The organism is Pseudomonas sp. S32 (assembly GCF_016648095.1).
Lineage (GTDB): Bacteria > Pseudomonadota > Gammaproteobacteria > Pseudomonadales > Pseudomonadaceae > Aquipseudomonas > Aquipseudomonas parafulva.
Genome location: NZ_JACVVF010000003.1, coordinates 123601 through 146053 on the forward strand (window position 1 = coordinate 123601; position 22453 = coordinate 146053).

25 protein-coding genes and 1 tRNA gene are annotated in these 22453 nt (G+C 61.7%); 18 read left to right on the forward strand and 8 right to left on the reverse strand.

The annotated features are described in order from the left end of the window. Position 1 precedes the first annotated feature (1 nt). From modC to csrA, 3 genes are all read left to right on the forward strand, one after another. Positions 2–1093, forward strand: coding sequence for a molybdenum ABC transporter ATP-binding protein (gene modC, locus IAE38_RS02640; protein ID WP_201215653.1), 1092 nt, complete (start codon positions 2–4; stop codon positions 1091–1093). A gap of 70 nt (positions 1094–1163) precedes the next feature. Continuing rightward, positions 1164–2186: a DNA topoisomerase IB gene (locus tag IAE38_RS02645; RefSeq protein WP_201162352.1), complete on the forward strand. Its 1023-nt coding sequence runs from the start codon at positions 1164–1166 to the stop codon at positions 2184–2186. Positions 2187–2525: 339 nt separating this feature from the next. Then, positions 2526–2717 carry a carbon storage regulator CsrA gene (csrA, locus tag IAE38_RS02650; protein ID WP_028633398.1) on the forward strand — a complete coding sequence of 64 codons (192 nt, stop codon included), beginning with the start codon at positions 2526–2528 and terminating at the stop codon, positions 2715–2717. Between the two features lie 45 nt (positions 2718–2762). On the opposite strand, the gene IAE38_RS02655 is transcribed toward csrA, so the two are convergent. Genes IAE38_RS02655 through IAE38_RS02665 form a run of 3 tightly spaced genes read right to left on the reverse strand, consistent with a single transcriptional unit; the run spans position 2763 to position 5738 of the window. After that, entirely contained in the window at positions 2763–3116 is a 354-nt protein-coding gene (locus IAE38_RS02655; RefSeq protein ID WP_028633399.1) for a response regulator, read from the reverse strand. A 10-nt stretch (positions 3117–3126) separates the two neighbouring features. Beyond that, positions 3127–4572, reverse strand: coding sequence for an ATPase domain-containing protein (locus tag IAE38_RS02660; RefSeq protein WP_201215655.1), 1446 nt, complete (start codon positions 4570–4572; stop codon positions 3127–3129). A 5-nt stretch (positions 4573–4577) separates the two neighbouring features. After that, positions 4578–5738, reverse strand: a complete 1161-nt coding sequence (locus IAE38_RS02665) for a two-component system sensor histidine kinase NtrB (protein WP_201162356.1) — start codon at positions 5736–5738, stop codon at positions 4578–4580. 294 nt (positions 5739–6032) lie between these two features. On the opposite strand from IAE38_RS02665, the gene IAE38_RS02670 reads away from it, so the two are divergent. Continuing rightward, positions 6033–6117 (forward strand) — tRNA-Leu (locus IAE38_RS02670). Between the two features lie 104 nt (positions 6118–6221). Next, entirely contained in the window at positions 6222–6635 is a 414-nt protein-coding gene (locus IAE38_RS02675) for a DoxX family protein (RefSeq protein ID WP_201215657.1), read from the forward strand. Position 6636: 1 nt separating this feature from the next. Here the strand turns inward: IAE38_RS02675 and IAE38_RS02680 are convergent, their stop codons facing one another. After that, positions 6637–6828: a hypothetical protein gene (locus IAE38_RS02680; protein ID WP_201215659.1), complete on the reverse strand. Its 192-nt coding sequence runs from the start codon at positions 6826–6828 to the stop codon at positions 6637–6639. Positions 6829–7257: 429 nt separating this feature from the next. Between IAE38_RS02680 and adhP the strand changes: the two genes are divergently transcribed. Continuing rightward, positions 7258–8268: an alcohol dehydrogenase AdhP gene (gene adhP, locus IAE38_RS02685; RefSeq protein WP_028633403.1), complete on the forward strand. Its 1011-nt coding sequence runs from the start codon at positions 7258–7260 to the stop codon at positions 8266–8268. 28 nt (positions 8269–8296) lie between these two features. Here the strand turns inward: adhP and IAE38_RS02690 are convergent, their stop codons facing one another. Then, the gene (locus IAE38_RS02690) at positions 8297–8515 is read right to left on the reverse strand and encodes a hypothetical protein (protein ID WP_201215660.1); all 219 of its coding nucleotides are present in this window, start codon (positions 8513–8515) and stop codon (positions 8297–8299) included. A 346-nt stretch (positions 8516–8861) separates the two neighbouring features. Between IAE38_RS02690 and IAE38_RS02695 the strand changes: the two genes are divergently transcribed. Beyond that, complete coding sequence (locus IAE38_RS02695; RefSeq protein WP_201215661.1) at positions 8862–9542, forward strand: SOS response-associated peptidase; 681 nt, start codon at positions 8862–8864, stop codon at positions 9540–9542. A gap of 62 nt (positions 9543–9604) precedes the next feature. Here the strand turns inward: IAE38_RS02695 and IAE38_RS02700 are convergent, their stop codons facing one another. Next, complete coding sequence (locus IAE38_RS02700; protein ID WP_201162363.1) at positions 9605–10402, reverse strand: SDR family NAD(P)-dependent oxidoreductase; 798 nt, start codon at positions 10400–10402, stop codon at positions 9605–9607. Further along, positions 10402–11178 (reverse strand): alpha/beta fold hydrolase, encoded by a 777-nt coding sequence (locus IAE38_RS02705; RefSeq protein WP_201162364.1) that lies wholly within the window; start codon positions 11176–11178, stop codon positions 10402–10404. The genes IAE38_RS02700 and IAE38_RS02705 overlap by 1 nt, the downstream gene beginning before the upstream one ends. A 202-nt stretch (positions 11179–11380) precedes the next feature. On the opposite strand from IAE38_RS02705, the gene IAE38_RS02710 reads away from it, so the two are divergent. The 11 genes from IAE38_RS02710 to IAE38_RS02760 all read left to right on the forward strand — a co-directional run bounded on the left by IAE38_RS02710 (position 11381) and on the right by IAE38_RS02760 (position 22152). Next, complete coding sequence (locus tag IAE38_RS02710) at positions 11381–11611, forward strand: hypothetical protein (protein WP_201215662.1); 231 nt, start codon at positions 11381–11383, stop codon at positions 11609–11611. Between the two features lie 25 nt (positions 11612–11636). Next, positions 11637–11873, forward strand: coding sequence for a hypothetical protein (locus IAE38_RS02715; RefSeq protein ID WP_028633408.1), 237 nt, complete (start codon positions 11637–11639; stop codon positions 11871–11873). Between the two features lie 149 nt (positions 11874–12022). Then, positions 12023–12328 (forward strand): (2Fe-2S)-binding protein, encoded by a 306-nt coding sequence (locus IAE38_RS02720; RefSeq protein WP_033728003.1) that lies wholly within the window; start codon positions 12023–12025, stop codon positions 12326–12328. Further along, positions 12325–13719: a cyanide-forming glycine dehydrogenase subunit HcnB gene (gene hcnB, locus IAE38_RS02725; RefSeq protein WP_201215665.1), complete on the forward strand. Its 1395-nt coding sequence runs from the start codon at positions 12325–12327 to the stop codon at positions 13717–13719. Before IAE38_RS02720 ends, hcnB begins: the two co-directional genes overlap by 4 nt. A gap of 1 nt (position 13720) precedes the next feature. Further along, positions 13721–14959: a cyanide-forming glycine dehydrogenase subunit HcnC gene (gene hcnC / locus IAE38_RS02730; RefSeq protein ID WP_201215668.1), complete on the forward strand. Its 1239-nt coding sequence runs from the start codon at positions 13721–13723 to the stop codon at positions 14957–14959. 131 nt (positions 14960–15090) lie between these two features. After that, positions 15091–16077 (forward strand): DUF1852 domain-containing protein, encoded by a 987-nt coding sequence (locus tag IAE38_RS02735; protein WP_201215670.1) that lies wholly within the window; start codon positions 15091–15093, stop codon positions 16075–16077. A gap of 27 nt (positions 16078–16104) precedes the next feature. Further along, positions 16105–17145 (forward strand): methionine synthase, encoded by a 1041-nt coding sequence (locus tag IAE38_RS02740; protein ID WP_201215673.1) that lies wholly within the window; start codon positions 16105–16107, stop codon positions 17143–17145. Positions 17146–17153: 8 nt separating this feature from the next. Beyond that, on the forward strand, positions 17154–18089 hold the full coding sequence (locus IAE38_RS02745) for a LysR family transcriptional regulator (protein WP_201215676.1): 936 nt from the start codon (positions 17154–17156) through the stop codon (positions 18087–18089). Between the two features lie 58 nt (positions 18090–18147). Continuing rightward, complete coding sequence (locus IAE38_RS02750; RefSeq protein WP_201162376.1) at positions 18148–18651, forward strand: sigma-70 family RNA polymerase sigma factor; 504 nt, start codon at positions 18148–18150, stop codon at positions 18649–18651. Between the two features lie 3 nt (positions 18652–18654). Then, a complete protein-coding gene (locus tag IAE38_RS02755) occupies positions 18655–19584 on the forward strand; it encodes a FecR domain-containing protein (protein ID WP_201215678.1) in 930 nt (309 codons plus the stop codon). A gap of 93 nt (positions 19585–19677) precedes the next feature. Continuing rightward, positions 19678–22152, forward strand: a complete 2475-nt coding sequence (locus IAE38_RS02760) for a TonB-dependent siderophore receptor (protein ID WP_201215681.1) — start codon at positions 19678–19680, stop codon at positions 22150–22152. 46 nt (positions 22153–22198) lie between these two features. Here the strand turns inward: IAE38_RS02760 and IAE38_RS02765 are convergent, their stop codons facing one another. Continuing rightward, the gene (locus IAE38_RS02765; protein WP_201215684.1) at positions 22199–22438 is read right to left on the reverse strand and encodes a hypothetical protein; all 240 of its coding nucleotides are present in this window, start codon (positions 22436–22438) and stop codon (positions 22199–22201) included. Positions 22439–22453 lie beyond the last annotated feature (15 nt).

Sequence of the window (22453 nt, forward strand, 5' to 3'; positions counted from 1 at the left end):
CATGACCCAAGCGATTGTGGCGCGCCTGAAACTGGCACGCGACGACTTTACCCTGGACGTAAACCTGCAACTGCCCGGGCGCGGTATCAGCGCGTTGTTCGGCCACTCCGGCTCGGGCAAGACCAGTTGCCTGCGCTGCCTTGCTGGCCTTGAACGCGCTGCCAGCGCATACGTGGAGGTGAATGGCGAAGTCTGGGAAGACAGCGCCCGGGGCCATTTCGTGGCACCGCACCTGCGGCCAGTGGGCTATGTGTTCCAGGAAGCCAGCCTGTTCCCACACCTTAGCGTACGCGGCAACCTGGAGTTTGGCTGGCGTCGCGTCGCACCTGCGCAGCGCAAGGTCAGCCTTGAACAGGCCAGCGCGCTGCTGGGCATAGGCCACCTGCTGGCGCGCCGGCCGGCGACCCTGTCCGGCGGCGAAGCGCAGCGGGTAGGTATCGCCCGCGCCCTGCTCAGCAGCCCAAGGCTGCTGCTGATGGACGAGCCGCTGGCTGCGCTCGACGGGCCACGCAAGCGCGAAATCCTGCCATACCTGGAGCGCCTGCACGACGAACTGGACATCCCGTTGGTGTATGTCAGCCATGCCCAGGACGAAGTGGCGCGCCTGGCAGACCATCTGGTGCTGCTGGAACAAGGCCAGGCGGTTGCCAGTGGCCCCATCGGCGAAACCCTCGCCCGCCTTGACCTGTCGCTGGCCCAGAGCGAAGACGCAGGCGTGGTGTTCGAAGGGCTGGTGGTTGGCCATGACCCACAGTACGACCTGCTCGACCTGCGCCTCCCTGGCAGCAGCGGCCCATTGCTGCGCTTCGCCCACCCGGCACACGTGATGGGCAGCACCCTGAGGGTGAAAGTGCAGGCCCGGGACGTCAGCCTGGCGCTGGATGCCGACAGTGCGTCCAGCATCCTCAACCGCGTGCCGGTACGGGTGTGCGAAACCCGCCCTGCCGACAACCCGGCGCATGTGCTGGTCAGCCTGGACGCCGGAGGCAATGCCCTGCTGGCTCGCATTACCCGCTACTCGGCGCACCAGCTCGGCCTGCACCCCGGCCAGTTGCTGTTCGCGCAGATCAAGTCGGTGGCGCTGTTGGGCTGAGCATTTGAATGGAGCAACGGTCAAGCGGCTGATGTCCATTGATCAGTGACCTGATCGAGGCCTGCCGCCCATGCTTGACTGCCCGCTTCCCGCATCCCTGCATTATGTAGACGACAGCCAGCCTGGCCTGACCCGCCGCCGCTGGCGGGACCGCTTCATCTACCAGGACGCTGACGGCGAGCGCGTGCGCGACCCTGAGGTACTCGCGCGCATCGCGGCCCTCGTCATACCGCCCGCGTATACCGATGTGTGGATATGCGCCGACCCGCAGGGCCACCTGCAAGCCACTGGCCGCGATGCCCGGGGCCGCAAGCAGTACCGCTACCATGCGCAATGGCGCGAAACCCGGGACCAGCACAAGTACGGGCGTATGCTCGCCTTTGCCCAGGTGCTGCCAAAACTGCGGGCACAACTGGAAACCCACCTGGCCCGCCCGGGGCTGGACCGGGAAAAGGTGATGGCGTTGGTCGTGAGCCTTTTGGACCACACCTTGATCCGTATCGGCAACCAGCGCTACATGCGCGACAACCGCTCCTACGGCCTGACCACCCTGCGCAACCGCCACGTGGAGGTGAAAGGCAGCACCATTCGTTTTCAGTTCCGCGGCAAGCGCGGTGTGGAACACGATGTCACCTTGCGCGACCGGCGTTTGGCCAGCCTGCTCAAACGCTGCATGGAGCTGCCGGGCCAGGCGTTGTTCCAGTACCTCGATGAAGAGGGCCAACGGCACAGCATTGGCTCAAGCGACGTTAACCAGTTTCTGCAAACGCTCACCGGCGCCGACTTTACGGCCAAGGACTACCGCACCTGGGCAGGCAGCAGCCTGGCCCTTGACCTGCTCAAACCGCTTGCCTGGGAGCCGGAAACCGAGGCCAAGCGCCAGGTGGCGTCGATCGTGCGCGAGGTGGCCGCGCGCCTGGGCAATACGCCGGCCGTTTGCCGGCGCTGTTATATTCACCCGGCTGTGCTTGAACATTACGCACTCGGCCGCCTGGCTGCGCTGCCCAAAAACCGGGTGCGCAAGGGGCTGGACCCGGAAGAGGTTGCCCTGCTGCTGTTCTTGCAGGCGTTGGAGGAACAGCAGGCGGGGTGAGGGTGTGTTGGGCGCCGCTTGCGCGGCGCATCGCGAGCTCTGCTCGCTCCTACAGGTGTCCGGTGGTACTCGGGGTTTAGCATTAACCCCGTCTATCCCCACCATCATGCAAAGAAATTTCCCATTGGCCAGCAACCCCCCTATTCTTGCCACCGAGCACCTTGGCCGACAGACCCGCAGGGGTTTGCCTCGGCGCCTGCCTCCTGAACACGCGACAGTTTTTGTCTCCCCAGGGGAATTACTAGCCGCCGAAAGCGTCTTTAATGAGAAGGAAGAGGGACACGCTCCCACCGCCAGGGCACTGGCTCAGCGGACTTTTTTATCACCAAGGAGAACTACATGCTGATACTCACCCGCAAGGTTGGCGAGAGCATCGTCATCAACGATGACATCAAAGTCACCATTTTGGGCGTGAAGGGGATGCAGGTGAGGATAGGCATCGATGCACCCAAAGATGTCCAGGTTCACCGCGAAGAGATCTTCAAGCGCATTCAGGCCGGCAGCCCAGCCCCGGAAAAGCACGAAGACTAACGTCCAAGGCACTCGCCAGGCAGCATGGATGCGCCTGCTTGCCGATTAGTTGCCCAGCAGGTCGCGAACCGTCGCGATCATGCGGTCCATGTCGAAAGGCTTGTCAAACACGGCTGCGAACAAGTCAGGGCAACCCTGGTTGGCCTGGGCACCGCTCATGAGAATGATCGGCAGCGTGCGCCACGCCGGGTCCTTGCGCAGAGCACGGGCCAGTTCCTCACCATTGAGCAGCGGCATCATGTAATCGGTAATGATCAGCTGCACCGGTGCATCCTTCAACGCTGCAAGCGCCTTGACCCCGTTGCTGGCCTTTCTCACCTGAAACCCTTCATCCTCCAGGGCATAGCCCAGAATCTCGGCGATCAGGTACTCGTCATCGACGATGAGGATGGTTTTCATGGGCTGGCCATCATCCGCTGGGGTTCGCCACAGCCGTGCCCGAAAGCATGCCGCTGGCCCCTTCGAAGGCCTTGTGCAGGCTTATGCCCCGCGTGCCTATTATCAGCTCGTGTGGGGACGTATGGTGCTGCCCATCGCGTACCTTGAGTATGGAGAGCATGCGCCGCAGGGTTGAGTCGAGCTCAACGAAGCGCATCAGCATGAGGTTGTCGACAATGCTGGAAAGGTCGGGCGCCGGGGCGCTGATTTCTGCCCCGAAAATATCGCGCATCTCCCACGTGAGCATCACACTCACATCGCGCGCCCTGAGCTCGCCGGTCAATGCCCGGAAAAACGCGTTGAGGCGGGTGGGCTCCATGGCCAGCCGGCTGAAAGCACCCAGGCTGTCGATCACCACCCGCTTGGCGCCCATGGCATCCACCTGCTCGATCAGGTGTGCGCCCAATTGGTCCAGCAGGCCTTCAGTAGTAGGCTGCCAGCACAACTGCAGGCTACCCTCCTGCTCCATCGAACGAAAATCGAAGCCTAACGAGGCCGCCTTGTTGCGCAGGCGTTCGGGCGGTTCGTAGAAACCGAAATGCAACCCTGGCACCTGCTTCGTGCTGGCACTGAGAAATGCCAGGCCCAGCGAAGTCTTGCCAATGCCGGATGGGCCCATCAGCAGGGTCACAGAGGCTGCTGCCAAGCCGCCATCAAGCATGTCATCCAGGCTGGGCACACCACTGCTGACCCGCCCTGGGGCACAACTGCCGTGCTGGCTGGGGTGGCTGAACAACGACTCTAGCCGTGGGAACACCCGCATGCCAGTGCCATCGATCAGGCACTCATGGCGCCCGGACAACGCAGCGCTGCCACGCGTCTTGCGCAGTTGAATGCTGCGCACTGCGCGGCTACCCACCAGTTGCTCGCCCAGTTCGATCACGCCGTCGACCATAGTGTGCTCCGGGCTGCCTTCTTCCATCCGCGCGCTGGTGAGCAAAAGCACCGTACAGCCTGCGAAAGCGGCATGGCCCTGGAGGGCGGAGACGAACTTCTTGGTGTCGAGTGCATTTTCGGCACGTGCGCGGGCGTTGAGCACCCCGTCCACAACCAATAGCGTGGCCTTTTGCCGGGCAATCTCCTGACGCAGCAGCCGCACCACCGCGTCCAGCCCTTCTTGCTCCAGGGTATCGAACGCACTGACGAACTGCATCTGGTCACCTACCAGCGCCGGGTCAAAGAAATCCAGCGTGCCCAAATACTGGAACAGCCGTTCGTGAGACTCGCTGAGCAAGGTGGCTACCAACACCCGCCCGCCGCTGCGCACATGGCCGCAGGCCAACTGGTTGGCCAGAATGGTTTTGCCCGCACCCGGTGGCCCCTGAACGATGTAGGCCGCACCAGCCACCAGCCCGCCCCTGAGCAGTGCATCAAGCCCTTCGATCCCCGTCACCAGCCGCTTGAGTTCGTGTGTCATGCTCGCTACCTGTGCGCAAGGCTGTGTGTATGGCCATGAGAGGTTGGCAGATAAAGCTGCATGCACGTGCCCTCCCCGGCCACGCTGTGCACGCTGATGGCCCCGCCGCTCTGCCTGGCGAAGCCGTAAACCTGGCTAAGGCCCAACCCAGTACCTTTGCCAAACGCCTTGGTGGTGAAAAAAGGCTCGAAGATGCGCGGCAGTACGTCCGCCGCGATACCCTCACCGCTGTCCTGAACCTGGAAGCAGACAAAGCGGCCGTGCAGGCCCTCCACTTCCCCCGACAGGCCCACCACCCCAACCGTCAAGCCAATGCGCCCCGGCCCTGCGATGGCGTCCCGTGCATTGAACAGCAGGTTGAGCAGCACCATCTGCAACTGCCCGGCATCCACCTCAATAAGCGGCAGGTCGGGTTGTACCTGCACCTCAAGCCGAATGGCATCAGGCAGCGCATGCTCCAGCAGGCCGCGGGTAGCATCCAGCAAGCTGCTGGGGTCGATACTGGCCACATCGAGTTTGCGATGGCGAGCAAAGCTGAGCAACTGGCGGGTCAGGTCGGTACCACGCTGCCCGGCCTCCAGGATGTTCTGCAACATGCGCCTGGGGCGCTCCGGGTCGTCCGAAGTCAGCGCCATGCGCGCAGAGCTGATGATGATGGTCAGCAGGTTGTTGAAGTCGTGGGCCAGGCCACCCGTCAGCTGGCCGAGCGCTTCGAGCTTCTGCGCCTCGAACAATTGCGCCCGAACGTTATCGAGCTGCAGCGCAGCCTCGCGACGGTCTGTTACATCCCGGGTGACCTTGGCCAGGCCCACAACCTGCCCTTCGTCGTCCCTGATCACATCCAGGGCCGCCAGCGCCCAGAACTGCGTACCGTCCTTGCGCACCCGCCAGCCCTCATCCTGCGCCCGTCCGCTTTCCAGCGCCTGGCGCAATAGCTGCTCGGGCCGGCCGTCAGCGCAATCCTGCGGGGGGAAGAAGATCGAAAAATGCCGCCCAACCACCTCGTCGGCGGTGTAGCCCTTGATGCGCTCGGCGCCGGCGTTCCACGACACCACATGGCCAGCAGGGTCGAGCATATAGATGGCGTAATCCACCACCGACTGAACCAACTGTTCATATCGCGAGGCGGGTATCACCGGGGTAACCGGGCAATCGGCTGAAACCATGAGAACTCCACTGGCACAGCGGGAGGGACAAAATGAAAAATCGGGCGTCGCCCTGGACGACATACCAAGCGCTGAAGCCTGGCCCCGCAACACCTGGCCCTACTGTTTGGATCCAGTGATCGGGCTACAGTGGGCCATCGACAACAGCCTGTCAATTCTCCATTTGACCGAACGCTCCTGTGTTGAGCATAGGTGCTAGAGTTGACTCAACTATAACGATGGGTTATAAAGCGCGCTTGATTGCGAAGCCCTTCTGCCAGGAAGCGAGCTGGTCACTGCGACCCTTTCAAGCGTGCGAGTGTGGTGGAATTGGTATACACAGCAGACTTAAAATCTGTCGGCGTGAGCCTTGCGGGTTCGAGTCCCGCCACTCGCACCATTCACTATTAAAAAGGCGCCCCAACGGGCGCCTTTTTGCTGGGCGCAGCAATGTTTCGCGCACCTGCTACAGTAGTTTTTGTCCCTGCCCACTGGAAGCTCGCCATGCGCTATTCGATGCTTGAAGGTCAACGCGACCTCGTCCTGCTGCTCGCCCGCGTTTTGCTCATGACTCTTTTCGTGTTTTCCGGCTGGGTCAAACTGACCGGTTTTGACGGCACAGTCAGCTACATGGCTTCGCTGGGAGCCCCGGCCCCCACCCTGGCAGCAGGCATTGCCGTCTGCATGGAGTTTGCGGTTGGCATCCTGTTGATCCTAGGCTTCTATACCCGCCCGCTGGCGTTGCTGTTCGCGCTGTTCGTACTGGGCACTGCACTGCTGGGCCACCCGTTCTGGACGATGATCGAGCCTGCACGCAGCGCCAACATGACCCAGTTCCTGAAAAACCTCGCCATCATGGGCGGCCTGTTATCGCTGGCTGTCAGCGGCCCTGGGCGGTTCTCCGTAGACGGGCGTTGAGTCAGTCGTCGTCACAATCATCAAACCAGGCCGGGTGATCGCGCTCGTCAGCGTCGAGGTCATCCGGAGCTTGCGCATCCGGTTCATCCTCAGCACCTTGGGCATCGGCCTCCGGCTCATAGCCCTCATAGAGAAACTCGTGGTCGAGTAAGTGATCGTGCTCAGGTTCGTGCAGGTCATCGTCGTCGCGCATGGGGGCTCCTGGGTAGATGGGCACGCCTGTATAGGCTGATGCTGCTGACGGGTCAAATATACCGCGCTTAATGCAGGCTTAACCCGCCACTTGCAACCTGTGCGTGTTCCCTTCAAGCGCATCTTGCCCGCCCACTGTGGCGGGCTCTTTTATGCGTGCGACCCTGCTGGCGCACACGCCCAAATCAATTGCTGGCCTGAACGCTCTCATCACCTGCCGTTCACGAAATACTGACATCTGCATTGGCATTCTGACCCTGCTCCGTACGTTCTTGCAGCCCGCCGCCTCCTTGCCGCGGGCTTTTCTTTGCGCGCGATTTACCAGTCGCCCTCATACGCTTCCATGACCTGTGGCAGTTTTACCGCCGCACACAGGGGCTATGCTTAGCCGCTGATGTGCAAGCCAAACCGGATAAACACGGAGGTTCATATGAAAGCTGCTGTTGTTGCACCAGGCCGTCGCGTGGAAGTCGTGGAGAAAACCCTGCGCCCGCTCGAGCACGGCGAAGCGTTGCTGAAGATGCAGTGCTGTGGCGTGTGCCACACCGACCTGCACGTGAAAAATGGCGACTTCGGTGACAAGACCGGCGTAGTGCTGGGTCACGAAGGCATCGGCGTCGTTCAGGAAGTCGGCCCGGGCGTTACTTCGCTCAAACCGGGCGACCGCGCCAGTGTGGCCTGGTTCTACCAAGGCTGTGGCCACTGCGAGTACTGCACCAGCGGTAACGAAACCCTGTGCCGTGATGTGAAGAACGCTGGCTACACCGTGGACGGCGGTATGGCTGAAGCCTGCATCGTGCAGGCCGACTACTCGGTCAAGGTGCCAGACGGGCTGGATTCTGGCGCTGCCAGCAGCATTACCTGCGCCGGCGTTACCACCTACAAAGCCGTGAAAACCTCCAACATCCGCCCCGGCCAATGGATCGCCATCTATGGCCTCGGTGGGCTGGGCAACCTGGCCCTGCAGTACGCGAAGAACGTATTCAACGCCAAGGTGATCGCCATCGACGTGAACCCGGAGCAACTGCGCTTCGCCAGCGAGATGGGCGCAGATCTGGTCATCAACCCGCTCGAAGAAGACGCCGCCAAGGTCATCCAGGCCAAAACCGGTGGCGCTCACGCTGCGGTTGTAACCGCTGTAGCCAAGGCTGCATTCAACTCAGCCGTGGACGCCCTGCGCGCAGGCGGGCGGTTGGTAGCGGTGGGCTTGCCTACAGAGTCCATGAACCTGAATATTCCACGCTTGGTACTGGACGGCATCCAGGTAATCGGTTCGCTGGTCGGTACGCGTCAGGACTTGGAAGAAGCCTTCCAGTTTGCTGCAGAAGGCAAGGTCGTACCGAAGGTCACCTTGCGACCGGTAGAAGACATCAATCAGATTTTCGAAGAAATGATCGAAGGGAAGATAAAAGGCCGCATGGTCATCCAGTTCAATGAGTAACTCATAGAACTCCGGTGCGCCAGGGCGCTCACGGCGTACAACGGCCGTCGCGAGCGACTACCAAGCGGTTCATTCTGGGGCGACTGTCGGCTTTCCACGACAGTTGTTCCAGTTGCTCCGTTTCACAGCTATCAACCTGTTCCTCGACAACAACCTTCGTCTCCACACTCTCCCCGCGACGCTCACGCGCATCCGCTGCTGCCTTCAGCATCTTGTTCAACGATTCAACCATGCTGGAATAATCCATAGCCTGCCTCCATTGCCGCAGTGATTCACCTGAAGAGCCTGACCTGAGCGAGCCAACCTTCAGAAACTGGCAACGCAAAACACGACAACTGGCGAACCCTTTCAATAATGACCCGCTCTGCTGCGCGAGGTTCAGCCAAAAACACCGACAGGTAGTATCAGCCTAGCAGTCACCCAGGGTAGGCGCACACGGCAAACCCCCTTCTCTGCTACGTTGCGCAAACCCGCCCGTCGGTATCGCTGCACGGCCGCTGGCCTTTGCTGCACATGCAGAGCAAACTGTATATACATACAGATCAAATACCCTGCAGTGCTGGCGAGCCAGCAGCAGCGACGGGAGGTAAACCATGTGCGGGCGCTATTCGCTCTACGAGAGCATGGACTTCTACCTGCGTCAGCTGGCCCTGGACCTGGTGGTAATCAACGGCTATGACGAAGCGCCGATCAACCGCTACAACGTAGCGCCGCGTAGCCAGGCGGCGCTTATACGTGAAGCGCCAGGTGGCTTGAGCGTGGGCAAGGTGCCGTGGGGTTGGGCGCCACCCTGGGCCACTGGCAAGGGCCCGGTGCCCATCAATGCACGGGCCGAAACGGTTACGCAATCGCCTTTCTTCAAAGCGCTGTGGCCCAATGGGCGCGCCTTGGCGCCGGCAAATGGCTGGTTCGAGTGGGTCAGCGACCCTGGCGCATTGAAAGGCAAGCAGCCCTACCATATACAGGCGGCCAACGGGGAGGCTTTGTTCTTCGCCGCCCTGGCAGATGCAAGGCCTGAACAGGGTGGTGGTTTCGTGGTGCTTACTACGGCTGCGGATGGAGAACTTGCGGCTATTCACGCCCGCAAGCCGCTGGTGCTTACACCAGCCCTGGCCAGGGAATGGCTGGATCCGCGCACGACGGTGCAACGGGCAGAGGCCATCGTGTACAGCGGCGGCCGCCCAGCCTCAGCCTTTACCTGGCACAAGGTGGATGCCAGTGTGGGTAACGTGCGCTGCGAAGGCGCCCATTTAATCGAGCCTGTTTCCGGCTGAGGCCTTGAAACTGTGCCATGGCGGCGCAGCGGGCCGCATTGCAGCCCGCTGCATGGCACCGGTCAGTTCTGAACGCTCTGCACCGACCCGCCGTCAACCCGCAGGTTGCTGCCATTGATGAAGGACGCCCGCTCGGATACCAGCAAGGCGATGGCTGCCGCCACCTCTTCTGGCTGGCCACGCCGCTGTTGCACGATGCCTGGGCGTTCTTCTTCCAGGAAGCTCTTCACCGCCTCATCGAAACTGACGCCCTTTTCCTCGGCACGCTTTTTCATCATGCCGTCGGTCATGCCTGTTTCGATAAAGGCCGGGGATACGGTGTTGCACAGCACACCGTGGGCTGCTTCCTTGTATGACAGGTTCTTGATGAAAGCTGCCAGCGCGGCCTTGGCCACGTTGTACACGGCCTCTTCCCAATACGGCTGCACCGCGTTTTCCGAGGTGATGCACACCAGGCGGCCCCAACCCCGTTTGCGCATGGCCGGTATGGCCGCCCGGGCAATGCGCACAGCGCTGAAGAAGTCAGTGTCCCAGGCCTCCTGGTAGTCGGCATCCGCCAGCTCGAGCGGGTCGCCCTTGGCACCGGTGACCCCTGCGGTGTGCACGACGATATCCACCTGGCCAAAGTGGGCTTCTGCTTGGCGCACAAGCCCATCGACTTCCCCTTGGTCAGTCATGTCTGCGGCAATCAACAGGGGCTCGCCCTGCAGGTCAGCTGTAGCCTTTTTCAGCTTGTCCGGGTCCATGTCCGTCAATACCAGCTTTACACCCTCACCCGCCAACAGGTGTGCGGTTGCCAGGCCTATCCCGCCAGCGGCGCCGCTGATGAGAGCTACACGGTTACTCAAGCCTAAGTCCATCAACGTTCTCCTTCAGGGGTAGATGCAGCGATACGTTCAGCAAATTTGAGCATGGGGTGGGCCAACGCCTGCGGGGTTTGCAAGGGCATCAGGTGACCTGCGCCGGGGAGCGTCAGCAGCAGGTGGTCCGGGAAATGGGACAAGGTGGTGCGCTGCTGCTCATCTGGGCCGGGGACCTGTACGTCATCACTGCCGCATATCAGCAGCGCAGGGTAAGGCAAGGTGCCGATGCGGTATTCCCAGTCCTCGCGGCTGCCGTGGTCAACCCAGGCGCGCCAGGCTTCCAGGTTTACCGACTGGGCATCGGCAATCGCGACTTCGCGCAGGGCTTCGGGCAAACGGTGGCAACTGGATTCATCAACAAACGCCTCCGCCTCTTCCCTGGAAGCGCCGTAGGCACGCTGCCTATCACGGTCGCTGTCGCTCATCGGTTGTGGGCCGGGTGGCGATGGCGCTACCAGCACCAGCCCTTGCAGGTAGGCTGGCCGGCGCGAAGCCAGCACCACGGCTACCTTGCCGGTCATGGAATGGCCCACAAGAATGCAACGCTGCAGCCCGAGCTCACGAATGCTGAGGTCTACATGGTCTGCCATCTGCTCGACCGTATAACCCGTGACGTCGCGAGCATCGCCGTAGCCCGGCGTATTCAGCGCCACACAGGTGTGTTCGCGGTCAAGAAACGGCAATGTGGGGCCCCACGTGCGGTGGGATCCACCCAGAAAGTGCATCAATACAAACGTGATGGGGCCTTGACCTTGCTGGCTGTGTGGGAGCATCGAAATATTGCCTCAAGATGTTTCTCAATTGAGGCGGCGCAACTTTGAAGAGTTCAGAAATTAAGGTGGGTGGCACGCGCACCTCACGTCCGTCGGGTAAAAGAACCAACCCGACTGTCTTGGGCTCTAATTAATTGTGAAGGCTCATGACAGGTGTTCACCTGGGTGTGGGCGGTACTTGGTTTGGCGAGGAGCACACAGCATGACAGAAGAAGAAGCCAAAGATGTTGTAGAGCGCATCGAGTACGAACTCGGCCACCATGCCCGCGTGGCGACGCGCATCGAAATCCATGACCTGGGTTTGTGGGCTCGCCTGGAAAAAGCCAGCGGTGCACATTACGGCGTCGGGCTGAGCGGTACTACGCTGTTCGAGAAACCTGTGGTGCTCGGCCCCAAGTGTGACGCGTCCTACACCATCCTGTACCTGCCCTGAGTTCGGGTGTTATCAGGAGCCTTTCATGACCATTCGCAGCCTTGCGAAAAACCTGCCCAAAGACCCTTTCAAAGAAGGCTGGGTGTTTGGGTGGGGCGTATTGCGTGATCGCCATCCGTGGCATTTGGTGGATGTGTACGCCGACCACGCGACCGCAACCGTGGAGGCCCGCCGACGCGGTGCGGATTACGTTGTGGAGTACGGATCACACCGGTTAGGTTCCGATGAGTTCGTTTGTGGCATCAGCCTTCCCGAGGGCTGATGCTGATCTCGCAAGCGGCTTGACCGGCTGTCACCTCATATTTTTACCTACAATAGAATCCACCTAATTCACCGCTCCAGGTCAATTTTTCCTGCAACTATCTTCCGTACTCTGTGCCACCCCATGCACACGGATTGCAGGAGTACTTCATGGAACGAACCCTCGATATCCAGCCGCTTGCGGCTGACCCCATCACCCTCCATATCAACGGATCACCCGTCAACGCAGCCCCAGGCGAGACGGTGCTCAGCGTGCTCAACGCCGTGGGCTTGCGCCAGCTGGCGCGCAACGATCATGGCCAGGTCAGTGGCGCGTTCTGCGGCATGGGGGTGTGCCATTGCTGCCTGGTAGCCATCGACGGGCGCGCCAAGCGTCGCGCCTGCCAGACCGTGGTACGCCCGGGCATGCGTGTCGAAACGCTGGTCAACCCGATCTGTAGCGAGGTGCCGGCATGAGCATGCGCCCGGTGATTGTCGGCGGTGGCTCGGCCGGTATGGCTGCCGCCATCGAGCTGGCCAAGGAAGGGGTGGGCAGTGTGCTCATCGACGAAGCGTCGCGCCCCGGCGGCGTGGTGTTTCGCGGGCCACTGAGAAGCGGTGTAGACGTGGGTTACCTGGGCGCACGCTACAGCAAGGCGCTGGGCAAGCTGCACGCAGACTTCGCCACCTGCGCCAGGCACATCGACCTGCGCCTCAACAGCCGCGTGGTAGGCGCCGACAAACAGAACCTGATGGTGCTCGACGAGCAGGAGCAGCTGCAACCGGTGGGCTATGAACAACTGGTTCTGGCGGCAGGCTGCCACGAACGCAATGTGCCATTCCCGGGCTGGACCTTGCCCGGCGTGATGCTGCTGGGCGGGTTGCAGTTGCAGATCAAGAGCAACGTGGTGAAGCCGCTGGGCCGTACATTGATTGCCGGTACCGGCCCGTTGCTGCCACTGGTTGCCTGCCAACTGCATGCGGCCGGCGCCAAAGTAGCAGGTGTATATGAGGCCTGTGCCTTCTCCCGCATTGCCCGGGAGACCCTGGCGCTGATGAACAAGCCGCAGCTGTTTCTCGATGGGCTGAGCATGCTGGGCTATCTCAAATTGCATGGCATCCCCATGCACTACGGCTGGGGCGTGGTGGCGGCGCGTGGCGAGGGGGAGTTGAGCGAGGTCAGCGTTGCGCCCTACGACCAGGCCTGGCAGGCCGACCTGAAACGGGTGCAGCGCGAGTCGGTGCAAACCCTGGCGGTGGGTTATGGCTTCATTCCACGCACCCAGCTAAGCCAGCAGTTGGGGCTGGCCCATGGCTATAGCGCAGACGGTTACCTGCGTGCTGAATACAACGCGTGGCAGCAGAGCAACCTGCCGCACATACACCTGGCCGGCGACATGGCCGGCATCCGCGGGGGTGAGGCAGCGATGCTGACCGGGCGCATTGCGGCGGTGTCTATTCTGCACCAGCGCGGCGTACTCAACGCCGAGCAGGCCATCGAGCGGCGCGAGCGTTACCTGGGGCAACTGGCGGGCATTGGCCGCTTTCGCTCCGGGGTGGAGCGCTACACCGCACGGGGCCCCGCGCAAGTCGACCTGCCACAGGCCGACACGGTGATCTGCCGCTGCGAACAGGTCACCCGGGATGCCATCGACCTCGCCCTGCAGCAGGGCGTGCAGGACATGGCCGGGCTGAAAATGCGCACCCGGGTCAGCATGGGCGACTGCCAGGGGCGCATGTGCGTGGGCTATTGCAGCGACCGGCTGCGCGCCGCCACCGGCCGCTCCGACGTGGGCTGGTTAAGACCGAGGTTCCCGGTGGACCCCGTCCCGTTCTCCGCATTCAAGCACCTGGGCACGGAGGCCTGACATGAACAAGACCTACGACATCGTAATCGCCGGCGCCGGAGTAATTGGCGCTTCGTGTGCGTACCAGCTGTCAAAGCGCGGTAACCTGCGCATCGCGCTGATCGACGACAAGCGCCCTGGCAACGCCACCCGCGCCTCGGCCGGGGGGCTGTGGGCCATCGGCGAATCGGTGGGCCTGGGCTGCGGGGTAATCTTCTTTCGCATGCTCTCGTCCCAGGCCAAGCGCCAGGCCCATGGCGCGGCAGTGGCGGTGGATTCGAGTACACCGCACATCCTGCCCCAGTGTTTTTTCGACCTGGCCTTACAGTCCAATGCGCTGTACCCCCAGCTACACCAGGAACTGATCGAACGCCATGGCATGGACTTCAAGTTCGAGCGCACTGGCCTCAAGTACGTGATCCAAGACGACGAGGACCAGCTGTACGCCGAGCACATCGTGCGGCACATCCCGCACCTGCAGGCGCAGGTGCGCTGGCTGGACCGCAAGGCCTTGCGCGAAACGGAGCCCGCCGTCACCGACCAGGCCAATGGCGCCCTGGAGTTTCTCTGCGACCACCAGGTGAGCCCTTATCGCCTGGGCGATGCGTATATGGAAGCGGCGCGGCAGAACGGTGTCGACCTGTACCTCAACACTCCGGTCACAGGCGTGTTGCACCAAGGTGGGCGGGTCAAGGGCGTGCGCACGGCGCAGGCGGGGGATTTCCATTGCAACACCCTGATCAACGCAGCCGGTGCCTGGGCCGCTGAGCTGAGTGCATGGGCCACGGGGCTGTCCATTCCGGTGAAGCCGGTGAAAGGCCAGATCGTATTGACCGAGCGCCTGCCCAAGCTGCTGAACGGCTGCATCACCACCAGCGATTGCTACATGGCACAGAAGGATAACGGCGAAATCCTGATAGGCAGTACCACCGAGGAAAAGGGCTATGACGTCACCACCACATTCCCGGAGATCAGCAGCCTGGTGCAGGGTGCAACCCGTTGCGTGCCGGCACTGGCCGACGTCAACCTGAAGCGCACCTGGGCCGGCCTGCGGCCAGGCTCGCCAGATGAACTGCCGATTCTGGGCCCCGTGGACGACATGCCGGGGTACTTCAATGCCTGCGGGCATTTCCGCACCGGCATCCTGACCTCGGCCATCACAGGGGTCATGCTGGACAAAGTGATCCACGACGAAGCCCTGCCGCTGGATATCACGCCGTTTCTGGCGCGGCGGTTCCACAAGGTAGCCACCCCGGCCTGAAACAGTGCGCCGGTCACGTCATGAACAGGATTGAAGGCGGGCTGAAATCGTTTCAGTTCCGCCTGGCCAATGCGCCACTTTAAGATGCCCCTCAATTTGAAGGCCTTGGCATCTGAGTGGACCTCGCGATCATGACAACTTCCCCGTTTACATTCAGCCTTAAAAGCGTCAGTTTTGACGAACATTATCGCCCCTGCGAAAACACCCGCATCACCACCAACTTTGCCAACTTGGCGAGGGGTGAGCAGCGCCAGGAAAACCTGCGCAATACCTTGGGCATGATCAATAACCGCTTCAATGCCCTGGCCCATTGGGACAACCCAAACGCCGACCGTTACCGCGTAGAACTGGATATCATTTCTGTCGAAATGGCGATCGGCAGCGGGCGCAGCGGCACCGCCCTGCCCCTGATCGAAATTCTTAAAACCACCGTTGTCGACCAGCAAACAGGGGCCCGCCTGCCAGGCGTCGTCGGTAATAACTTTTCGTCCTACGTGCGCGATTATGATTTCAGTGTCGTGCTGCTGGAGCACAACCGCGACCGCAAGGCATTCAGCACCCCTGCGCACTTCGGCGAGTTGCATGGCAAGCTGTTCAAACATTTCCTGCAATCGGACGCCTACCGGGCGCACTTTGAAAAACAGCCGGTTATTTGCCTGAGTGTCTCCAGCAGCCGCACCTACCGTCGTACCGAGAACCAGCACCCGGTATTGGGTTACGAGTACCAGCAGGACGCGTACTCCCTGACCGATGACTATTTTGCAAAGATGGGGTTGCGCGTTCGCTACTTCATGCCGCCCAACAGTGTGGCGCCGCTGGCCTTCTATTTCGCCGGGGACCTGCTTAACGATTACACCGCCCTGGAACTGATCAGCACCGTCAGCACGATGGACACCTTCCAGAAGATCTACCGGCCTGAAATCTACAATGCCAATGCCGTGGCAGGCGCCACTTACCAGCCCAGCCTCGAGCACGGTGATTACTCGCTGACGCGCATCGTGTACGACCGCGAAGAGCGCAGCCGGCTGGCCATTGAACAAGGGCGATTTGCCGAAGCGCACTTCATCACGCCCTACCACACGATTCTCGAGCAATGGTCCGCGAACTACGCGGCCTGACCGCCCCTGCATGCAAGGCTACTGTCCATGAAAACGTTATTGCCCACTTCAACCGCCGGCAGCTTGCCGAAACCCTCCTGGCTCGCAGAGCCTGAAACCCTGTGGTCACCGTGGAAGCTGCAAGACGCTGGCCTGCGCGAAGGCAAGCAGGATGCATTGCGCCTGGCACTGCAAGAACAACAGCACGCCGGCATCGATATTGTCAGCGACGGCGAACAGACCCGTCAGCACTTCGTTACCACGTTCATCGAACACCTCAGCGGCGTTGATTTCGAAAAGCGCGAAACCGTCCGAATCCGTGACCGCTACGATGCCAGCGTGCCCACGGTGGTCGGCGAGGTAGCCCGGCTCAAGCCGGTGTTCGTAGAGGATGCGCGGTTCCTGCGCCAGCAAACCCGCCAGCCTATCAAGTGGGCATTGCCTGGCCCGATGACCATGATCGACACGCTCTACGACAGCCACTACAAGAGCCGCGAAAAGCTGGCCTGGGAATTCGCCAAGATTCTCAACCAGGAAGCCCGCGAGCTGGAAGCGGCTGGCGTGGACATCATCCAGTTCGACGAACCCGCGTTCAATGTGTTCTTCGACGAGGTGAACGACTGGGGTGTGGCAACGCTAGAGCGGGCAATCGAAGGCCTGAAATGCGAAACCGCCGTGCATATCTGTTACGGCTACGGCATCAAGGCCAACACCGACTGGAAAAAGACACTGGGTTCGGAGTGGCGCCAGTACGAGGAAGCGTTCCCGAAACTGCAGCAGTCCAGCATCGACATCGTTTCGCTGGAGTGCCACAACTCGCGCGTGCCCATGGACCTCATCGAACTGATCCGTGGCAAGAAGGTGATGGTAGGTGCCATCGACGTGGCAACCCACGCCGTCGAAACGCCAGAAGAAGTGGCCAATACGCTGCGCAAGGCACTGGCGTTTGTCGATGCCGACAAGCTGTACCCGTGCACCAACTGCGGCATGGCACCTCTGCCCCGCCAGGTGGCCAGTGGCAAGCTGCGGGCGCTGAGTGCAGGTGCCGACATCGTGCGCCGTGAGCTCGCTGCGCAGCAACTGCCTTAGCGCTGCCCGTGATCGACCTCAGACACCTGCGCACCCTGCGTGCCCTGCGCGAGGCCGATAGCCTGCCCGACGCTGCCGAACGCCTGCACCTGACCCAGTCGGCGCTGTCGCATCAGTTTCGCGAGCTGGAAAGCCGGGTGGGCATGCCGGTGTTCGTGCGCAAGTCCAAACCGGTGCGTTTCACCACTGCAGGCTTGAAGCTGTTGCAGTTGGCGGACCAGGTGCTGCCGCTTATCCGCAGCACCGAGCGTAACCTGGCCAAACTGGCAGGCGGTGCGGCGGACCGGTTGCACATCGCTATCGAATGCCACAGTTGCTACCAGTGGCTGATGCCCTCGCTGGACGAGTTTCGCAGCGCCTGGCCAGAGGTGGAACTGGACCTCGCGTCGGGGCTGTCGTTTGCGCCACTGCCGGCCTTGGCACGCGGCGACCTGGACCTGGTGGTCACCTCCGACCCCATTCCTCTGCCCGGCATCACCTACGTGCCGCTGTTCGGGTACGAGGCCGTGCTGGCCATCGACAAACACCATGCGCTGCGTGCAAAAGCCTACGTGGAACCTGCCGACCTCACCGGGCAAACCTTGATCACCTACCCCATCGAGCGCGACCGGCTGGACATCTTCACCCGCTTCCTGGACCCGGCCGACCTTGAACCCGCACAGGTACGCACGGCAGAAATGACCATCATGATGATGCAACTGGTGGCCAGCGGCCGGGGTGTCTGCTGCCTGCCGAACTGGGCGGTGCATGAATACACCACCCGTGGCTACGTGCTCGCCAAGCGCCTGGGTGCCGAAGGCGTGCAGGCAACGCTGTACGCCGGGGTACGAAGCGACATGCTGGAGATGGCTTACATGAGCGACTTTCTGCTCACCGCCAAAGATATTTCGTTTACCACCCTGGAGGGCGTGAATGCGGTGGGAGGCGCGGCGTGCACCCTGTAGGCAGGCAATATACTAATGAGATACATTATCAGTAAAACTGCCTACGGGTTTGCTGTTGATGTCCCACACCTCCGAACCTCAATCGTTTCACGCCCTGTATGCTGAACACAGCGAATGGCTGCGCCACTGGCTAAGACGCAAGTTGGGGTGCCGTGAACAGGCTGCCGACATCGCACAGGACACATTCGTGCGCCTGCTCGCGCAGCGCCAGCAGGTTCGCCTGAGCTTCCCTCGCGGCTACCTGAGCCGCATCGCCCGCAGCCTGATGATCGACCAATACCGGCGTCGGCTACTGGAGCAAGCCTATCTGGACAGCCTGGCAGCTGCGCCCACGCCTGTTTCGATCTGCGCCGAGCAGCGCGAGATGATCATGCAGGCCCTTGTGCAGATCGACAAACTGTTGGACGGCCTGGGTACACGCACCCGCGAGGTGTTTTTGCTGGCACAGCTCGACGGGTTGAAGCACGTGGAGATCGCACGCCAGCTGGGGTTGTCGACCAATACCGTGAGCAAGCATTTCGTACGGGCCATGACCCATTGCCTGCTGCTGATGGATGACTGAGCCTTGAACGATACGCTGGACATCAAAACGCTGGAGGCAGCTGCCACCTGGTACGTTGCCCTCAACCAGGGCGATGAACAGGCCTGCAAGGCCCACGCCGAATGGTTACGCAGCCACCCGCACCACGCTCAGGCCTGGGCGCGGGTAGAACGCTTGCAGGCCAGCTTCGGCCGCCTGGACGGGGTCACGGCACGGCCCCTGCTGCAGGCCACCGTCGTCGACAGGCGCAGTGTGTTGAAAGTCCTGGGGGTGCTCATGGCAGCCAGCGCGGCGGGCCTGGCGGCAAGCGTCACACCCTGGCAAGGCGCGCTGGCCACCTATCGTACAGCCACTGCCCAGCGTCAGCAGGTGCGGCTGCCGGATGGCACGCAGGTCACGCTCAACACCCGCACGGCCATGGGCATCGACTTCAGCGCCACCGAGCGGCTGATCACCCTGCACCATGGCGAACTGCTGGTGGGCACAGCGACTGACCCGGGGCAGCGGCCTCTGATCGTGCAGCTTGCACAAGGCCGAATTCACACCCACGCCGCGCGGTTTCTGGTGCGCAGCGAGAACGCCTGGGCCCAGGCCAGCGTGCTTGAGCAGGCCATCGAGGTGGCTAATGCAGGCGCCACGGTACACCTTGAAGCCGGCCAGCAGCTGCGCTTCACCGCCTCGTCCCACGGCGCGGTGCTGCCGCTGCAGGCAGGCACCGGCGCATGGAGTGGCGGCCAGCTGGTGGTCAGTGGCTGGCCCCTGGGGGGGTTCATCGACGAGCTGTCACGCTACCGCCCGGGGCACCTGGCCTGTGACCCTGCGGTTGCGGGGTTGCGTGTGTCGGGGGCATTCCAGTTGGGGGACACCGACCGGGTGCTGGACAACCTCAGCGGCACACTGCCTGTGCGTATCAACCGCTTCACCCGCTATTGGGCCACGGTGGAACCTGCGTGAATTCAGCGCCCAGGGGTTGGTGTTTTTGATTCTCGTCCGACTAGGTCAGTAGAGGCGCAAAGACGCCCTTCACTGCCACCTCAAGGACCCGACATGCTACAGAGTGCCCACCCCTCACCGCCCTTCAACAAACGCGCATGCTCAGTGGTGATCACTGCAGCCCTGCTCACCGCACCGATGGCGGCCAGCGTCTATCCATTGGCGGCCTGGGCGCAGGGCAGTGCAGCACAGTACGACTTCAATATCGCTGGCGGTAACCTGGAGAACGCCATCGCTGACTATGCCCGCGTCACCGGGGCAAACCTGTCGTTCGAACCCGCCACCACGCTGGCCAAGCGCTCGATGGGGGTAAAGGGCCACCTCACTGGCGCAGCAGCGCTGCACGCGCTGTTGCAGGGTACCGGCCTGCAGGCGTTGGAGCGCTCGGCCAACAGCTACACCCTGGTTGCCAGCGACGAGCACGCCCTGCAGCTGCAGCCAACCGACGTCAATGCGTCGGCAGGCTGGTCAGGTACGGTCAGCGAAGGCACTGGTTCCTACACCGCGGGGCAGGTCACCCTCGGCAAGACGCCCCAGTCGATCAAGGACACGCCGCAAACTGTCAGCGTGATGACCCGGCAAAGGATCGAAGACCAGGGCCTCAACTCCATCAACGACGTGATGCTGCAAACCACCGGCATCACGCCCTATCAGGGCAGCCTCACCAACTCCCGTTACCTGTCACGGGGGTTTGAAATTACCAGTTACCGGGTGGATGGCGGCGCACCTATCGACAACGCCACCTACTCGCCCAAAGACCACGACATGGCTATCTATGACCGGGTAGAAGTACTGCGCGGCTCCGACGGCCTGTTCTCCGGCGCTGGCGAGCCAGGTGGCACCATCAACCTGGTCAGGAAGAAGCCCACCTTCGAGAACCAGTATGGCCTGGAAACGTCCGTGGGCAGCTGGCACAACTACCGCACACAGCTGGACGTGAGCGGCCCGCTGGCTCTGGACGGCAAGATGCGCGGGCGGACGGTGGTGGTCTACAACAACCGCGACATGTTCTACGACACCGCCAATGCCGAGCGCAGCCTGTTCTATGGCGTGATCGAAGCTGACATCACCGACACCACCACCGTGCTGGCAGGCCTGACCAACGACGACGCCAAGTCCGCAGACCAGGCGTACGGCTGGCCACGAGCATTGGACGGTGCAGACTTGAAGTTGCCACGCAGCACCTTCCTGGGCGGGGCTCATGACTACAAGAACAGCAAGACCCAATCCTACTTCGCCACCCTGAACCAGCAGCTGGGCGAGCGCTGGGCTGCCACCCTGGACACCACGGTGGCGGTGATGGACCAGGACCGCAGTTACTACAACTTTTATGGTGCCATCGACCCGGCAACCGGTGCCGGGTCTGCCGCCAATTGGCAGGGTCAACAGCAGGGTTACTATTCCAGGGCCTATGACCTGAACGTCAAGGGCTCGGAAACCCTCGGCGGTTTCGAGAACGACTTCCTGCTTGGGGCCAGCTGGACAAATAACTACTTTGGGTCCGATCACCGCCAGGGGGCGTACCGGGAAATCGATAATATCCATGCGTTCGACCCCCACGACTACCCTTCCTCAGCGAGCGACTCGGCGTTCAGTTATCGGGATGTCCAGCGCATCGAACAAAAAGGCCTGTACGGCAGCTGGCGGATACACATCGCCGAGCCTCTGCACCTCATTGTCGGCACCCGCTACAGCAACTATGAACAACGCTACACGCGCCGCAATGCCAACGGCTCTTCATCGGGTACGTTCTTCCGCGACCGGGACGTGTTAACGCCCTTTTACGGGGCCACCTATGCGCTTTCGCCGGCCTGGAGCCTGTACTTCAGCCGCGCCGATATCTACAAGTCCCAGGCCTCATTGCGTGACCGTTCAGGCGCACCGCTGCAACCCATCACCGGTGTGAGCAACGAGTTTGGTATCAAGGGCGAGCTGTTCGACGGCCGCGTGAATACCTACGCGGCCATCTATTACGTGAACCGCGACGGCGAAGGCATTTACGACCGCCCAGGCGACGCATCCGACTGCTGCTACCGTGACGGCGGCAAAAATGTGAGCAAGGGCGTAGACCTGGAAGTCAGCGGCCAGTTGGCGGAGGGCCTCCAGGCGACCTTGGGGTATACGTTCAACACCACCCGCAACAACATTGCCGGCAATGCCTACAACACGGTAACGCCCAAGCACCTGTTCAAATTGTTTGCCACGTACCAACTCCCGGGCGCCTTGAACAAGTTCAAGGTAGGCGGCGGCGTTGTCGCGCAGACGCCCGCCTACGTCAGCGGTACGGTATACGCCAGGGGCGCAGACGGGGAACTGGAAGAAACGTCCAACACCTACGCCTTTTCGCAGGCGGGCTATGCCGTGTGGAATGCGCACGCCGAATACGCGCTGGACACACACTGGACGGTGTCACTCAACGCCAACAACCTGACGGACAAGAAATACTACTCGACGGTGGGTATGGCGGAGTATGGCAACTTCTACGGGGAGCCCCGCAACTACCTGCTGACAATCCGGGCGAAATACTGAGAGTAAGTGAGCCCAGCGCATCCTGGGCTCGTTCTGAACGACTTGATCAGCCGCTCTTCTGATGCGACAGCGCCTTGTTGGCCTGGTCAGCGCATTTCTTGTAGTCCCCGGACGCATGCGCTTCCTTGGCCTGCTGATGCTCATGATGACCGTTTTGCGTGAAGTCTGCTTCTGTCGCTGCCTTCAGTTTATCCAAGGCCGCCTCGCATTCATGCTGGTGGTCCTTGGCCAGTGCAAAACCTGGGGCCAGCAGAATGCCGAACGCAACTGCGATGATAGTTTTCATTCAAAGCGCCTCAAG

Excerpts from the sequence above, each read along its gene's own strand:
- modC (WP_201215653.1), top strand. The coding sequence starts at position 2 with ATGACCCAAGCGATTGTGGCGCGCCTGAAACTGGCACGCGACGACTTT.
- IAE38_RS02645 (WP_201162352.1), top strand. The coding sequence starts at position 1,164 with ATGCTTGACTGCCCGCTTCCCGCATCCCTGCATTATGTAGACGACAGC.
- csrA (WP_028633398.1), top strand. The coding sequence starts at position 2,526 with ATGCTGATACTCACCCGCAAGGTTGGCGAGAGCATCGTCATCAACGAT.
- IAE38_RS02655 (WP_028633399.1), bottom strand. The coding sequence starts at position 3,116 with ATGAAAACCATCCTCATCGTCGATGACGAGTACCTGATCGCCGAGATT.
- IAE38_RS02660 (WP_201215655.1), bottom strand. The coding sequence starts at position 4,572 with ATGACACACGAACTCAAGCGGCTGGTGACGGGGATCGAAGGGCTTGAT.
- IAE38_RS02665 (WP_201162356.1), bottom strand. The coding sequence starts at position 5,738 with ATGGTTTCAGCCGATTGCCCGGTTACCCCGGTGATACCCGCCTCGCGA.
- IAE38_RS02675 (WP_201215657.1), top strand. The coding sequence starts at position 6,222 with ATGCGCTATTCGATGCTTGAAGGTCAACGCGACCTCGTCCTGCTGCTC.
- IAE38_RS02680 (WP_201215659.1), bottom strand. The coding sequence starts at position 6,828 with ATGCGCGACGACGATGACCTGCACGAACCTGAGCACGATCACTTACTC.
- adhP (WP_028633403.1), top strand. The coding sequence starts at position 7,258 with ATGAAAGCTGCTGTTGTTGCACCAGGCCGTCGCGTGGAAGTCGTGGAG.
- IAE38_RS02690 (WP_201215660.1), bottom strand. The coding sequence starts at position 8,515 with ATGGATTATTCCAGCATGGTTGAATCGTTGAACAAGATGCTGAAGGCA.
- IAE38_RS02695 (WP_201215661.1), top strand. The coding sequence starts at position 8,862 with ATGTGCGGGCGCTATTCGCTCTACGAGAGCATGGACTTCTACCTGCGT.
- IAE38_RS02700 (WP_201162363.1), bottom strand. The coding sequence starts at position 10,402 with ATGGACTTAGGCTTGAGTAACCGTGTAGCTCTCATCAGCGGCGCCGCT.
- IAE38_RS02705 (WP_201162364.1), bottom strand. The coding sequence starts at position 11,178 with ATGCTCCCACACAGCCAGCAAGGTCAAGGCCCCATCACGTTTGTATTG.
- IAE38_RS02710 (WP_201215662.1), top strand. The coding sequence starts at position 11,381 with ATGACAGAAGAAGAAGCCAAAGATGTTGTAGAGCGCATCGAGTACGAA.
- IAE38_RS02715 (WP_028633408.1), top strand. The coding sequence starts at position 11,637 with ATGACCATTCGCAGCCTTGCGAAAAACCTGCCCAAAGACCCTTTCAAA.
- IAE38_RS02720 (WP_033728003.1), top strand. The coding sequence starts at position 12,023 with ATGGAACGAACCCTCGATATCCAGCCGCTTGCGGCTGACCCCATCACC.
- hcnB (WP_201215665.1), top strand. The coding sequence starts at position 12,325 with ATGAGCATGCGCCCGGTGATTGTCGGCGGTGGCTCGGCCGGTATGGCT.
- hcnC (WP_201215668.1), top strand. The coding sequence starts at position 13,721 with ATGAACAAGACCTACGACATCGTAATCGCCGGCGCCGGAGTAATTGGC.
- IAE38_RS02735 (WP_201215670.1), top strand. The coding sequence starts at position 15,091 with ATGACAACTTCCCCGTTTACATTCAGCCTTAAAAGCGTCAGTTTTGAC.
- IAE38_RS02740 (WP_201215673.1), top strand. The coding sequence starts at position 16,105 with ATGAAAACGTTATTGCCCACTTCAACCGCCGGCAGCTTGCCGAAACCC.
- IAE38_RS02750 (WP_201162376.1), top strand. The coding sequence starts at position 18,148 with ATGTCCCACACCTCCGAACCTCAATCGTTTCACGCCCTGTATGCTGAA.
- IAE38_RS02760 (WP_201215681.1), top strand. The coding sequence starts at position 19,678 with ATGCTACAGAGTGCCCACCCCTCACCGCCCTTCAACAAACGCGCATGC.
- IAE38_RS02765 (WP_201215684.1), bottom strand. The coding sequence starts at position 22,438 with ATGAAAACTATCATCGCAGTTGCGTTCGGCATTCTGCTGGCCCCAGGT.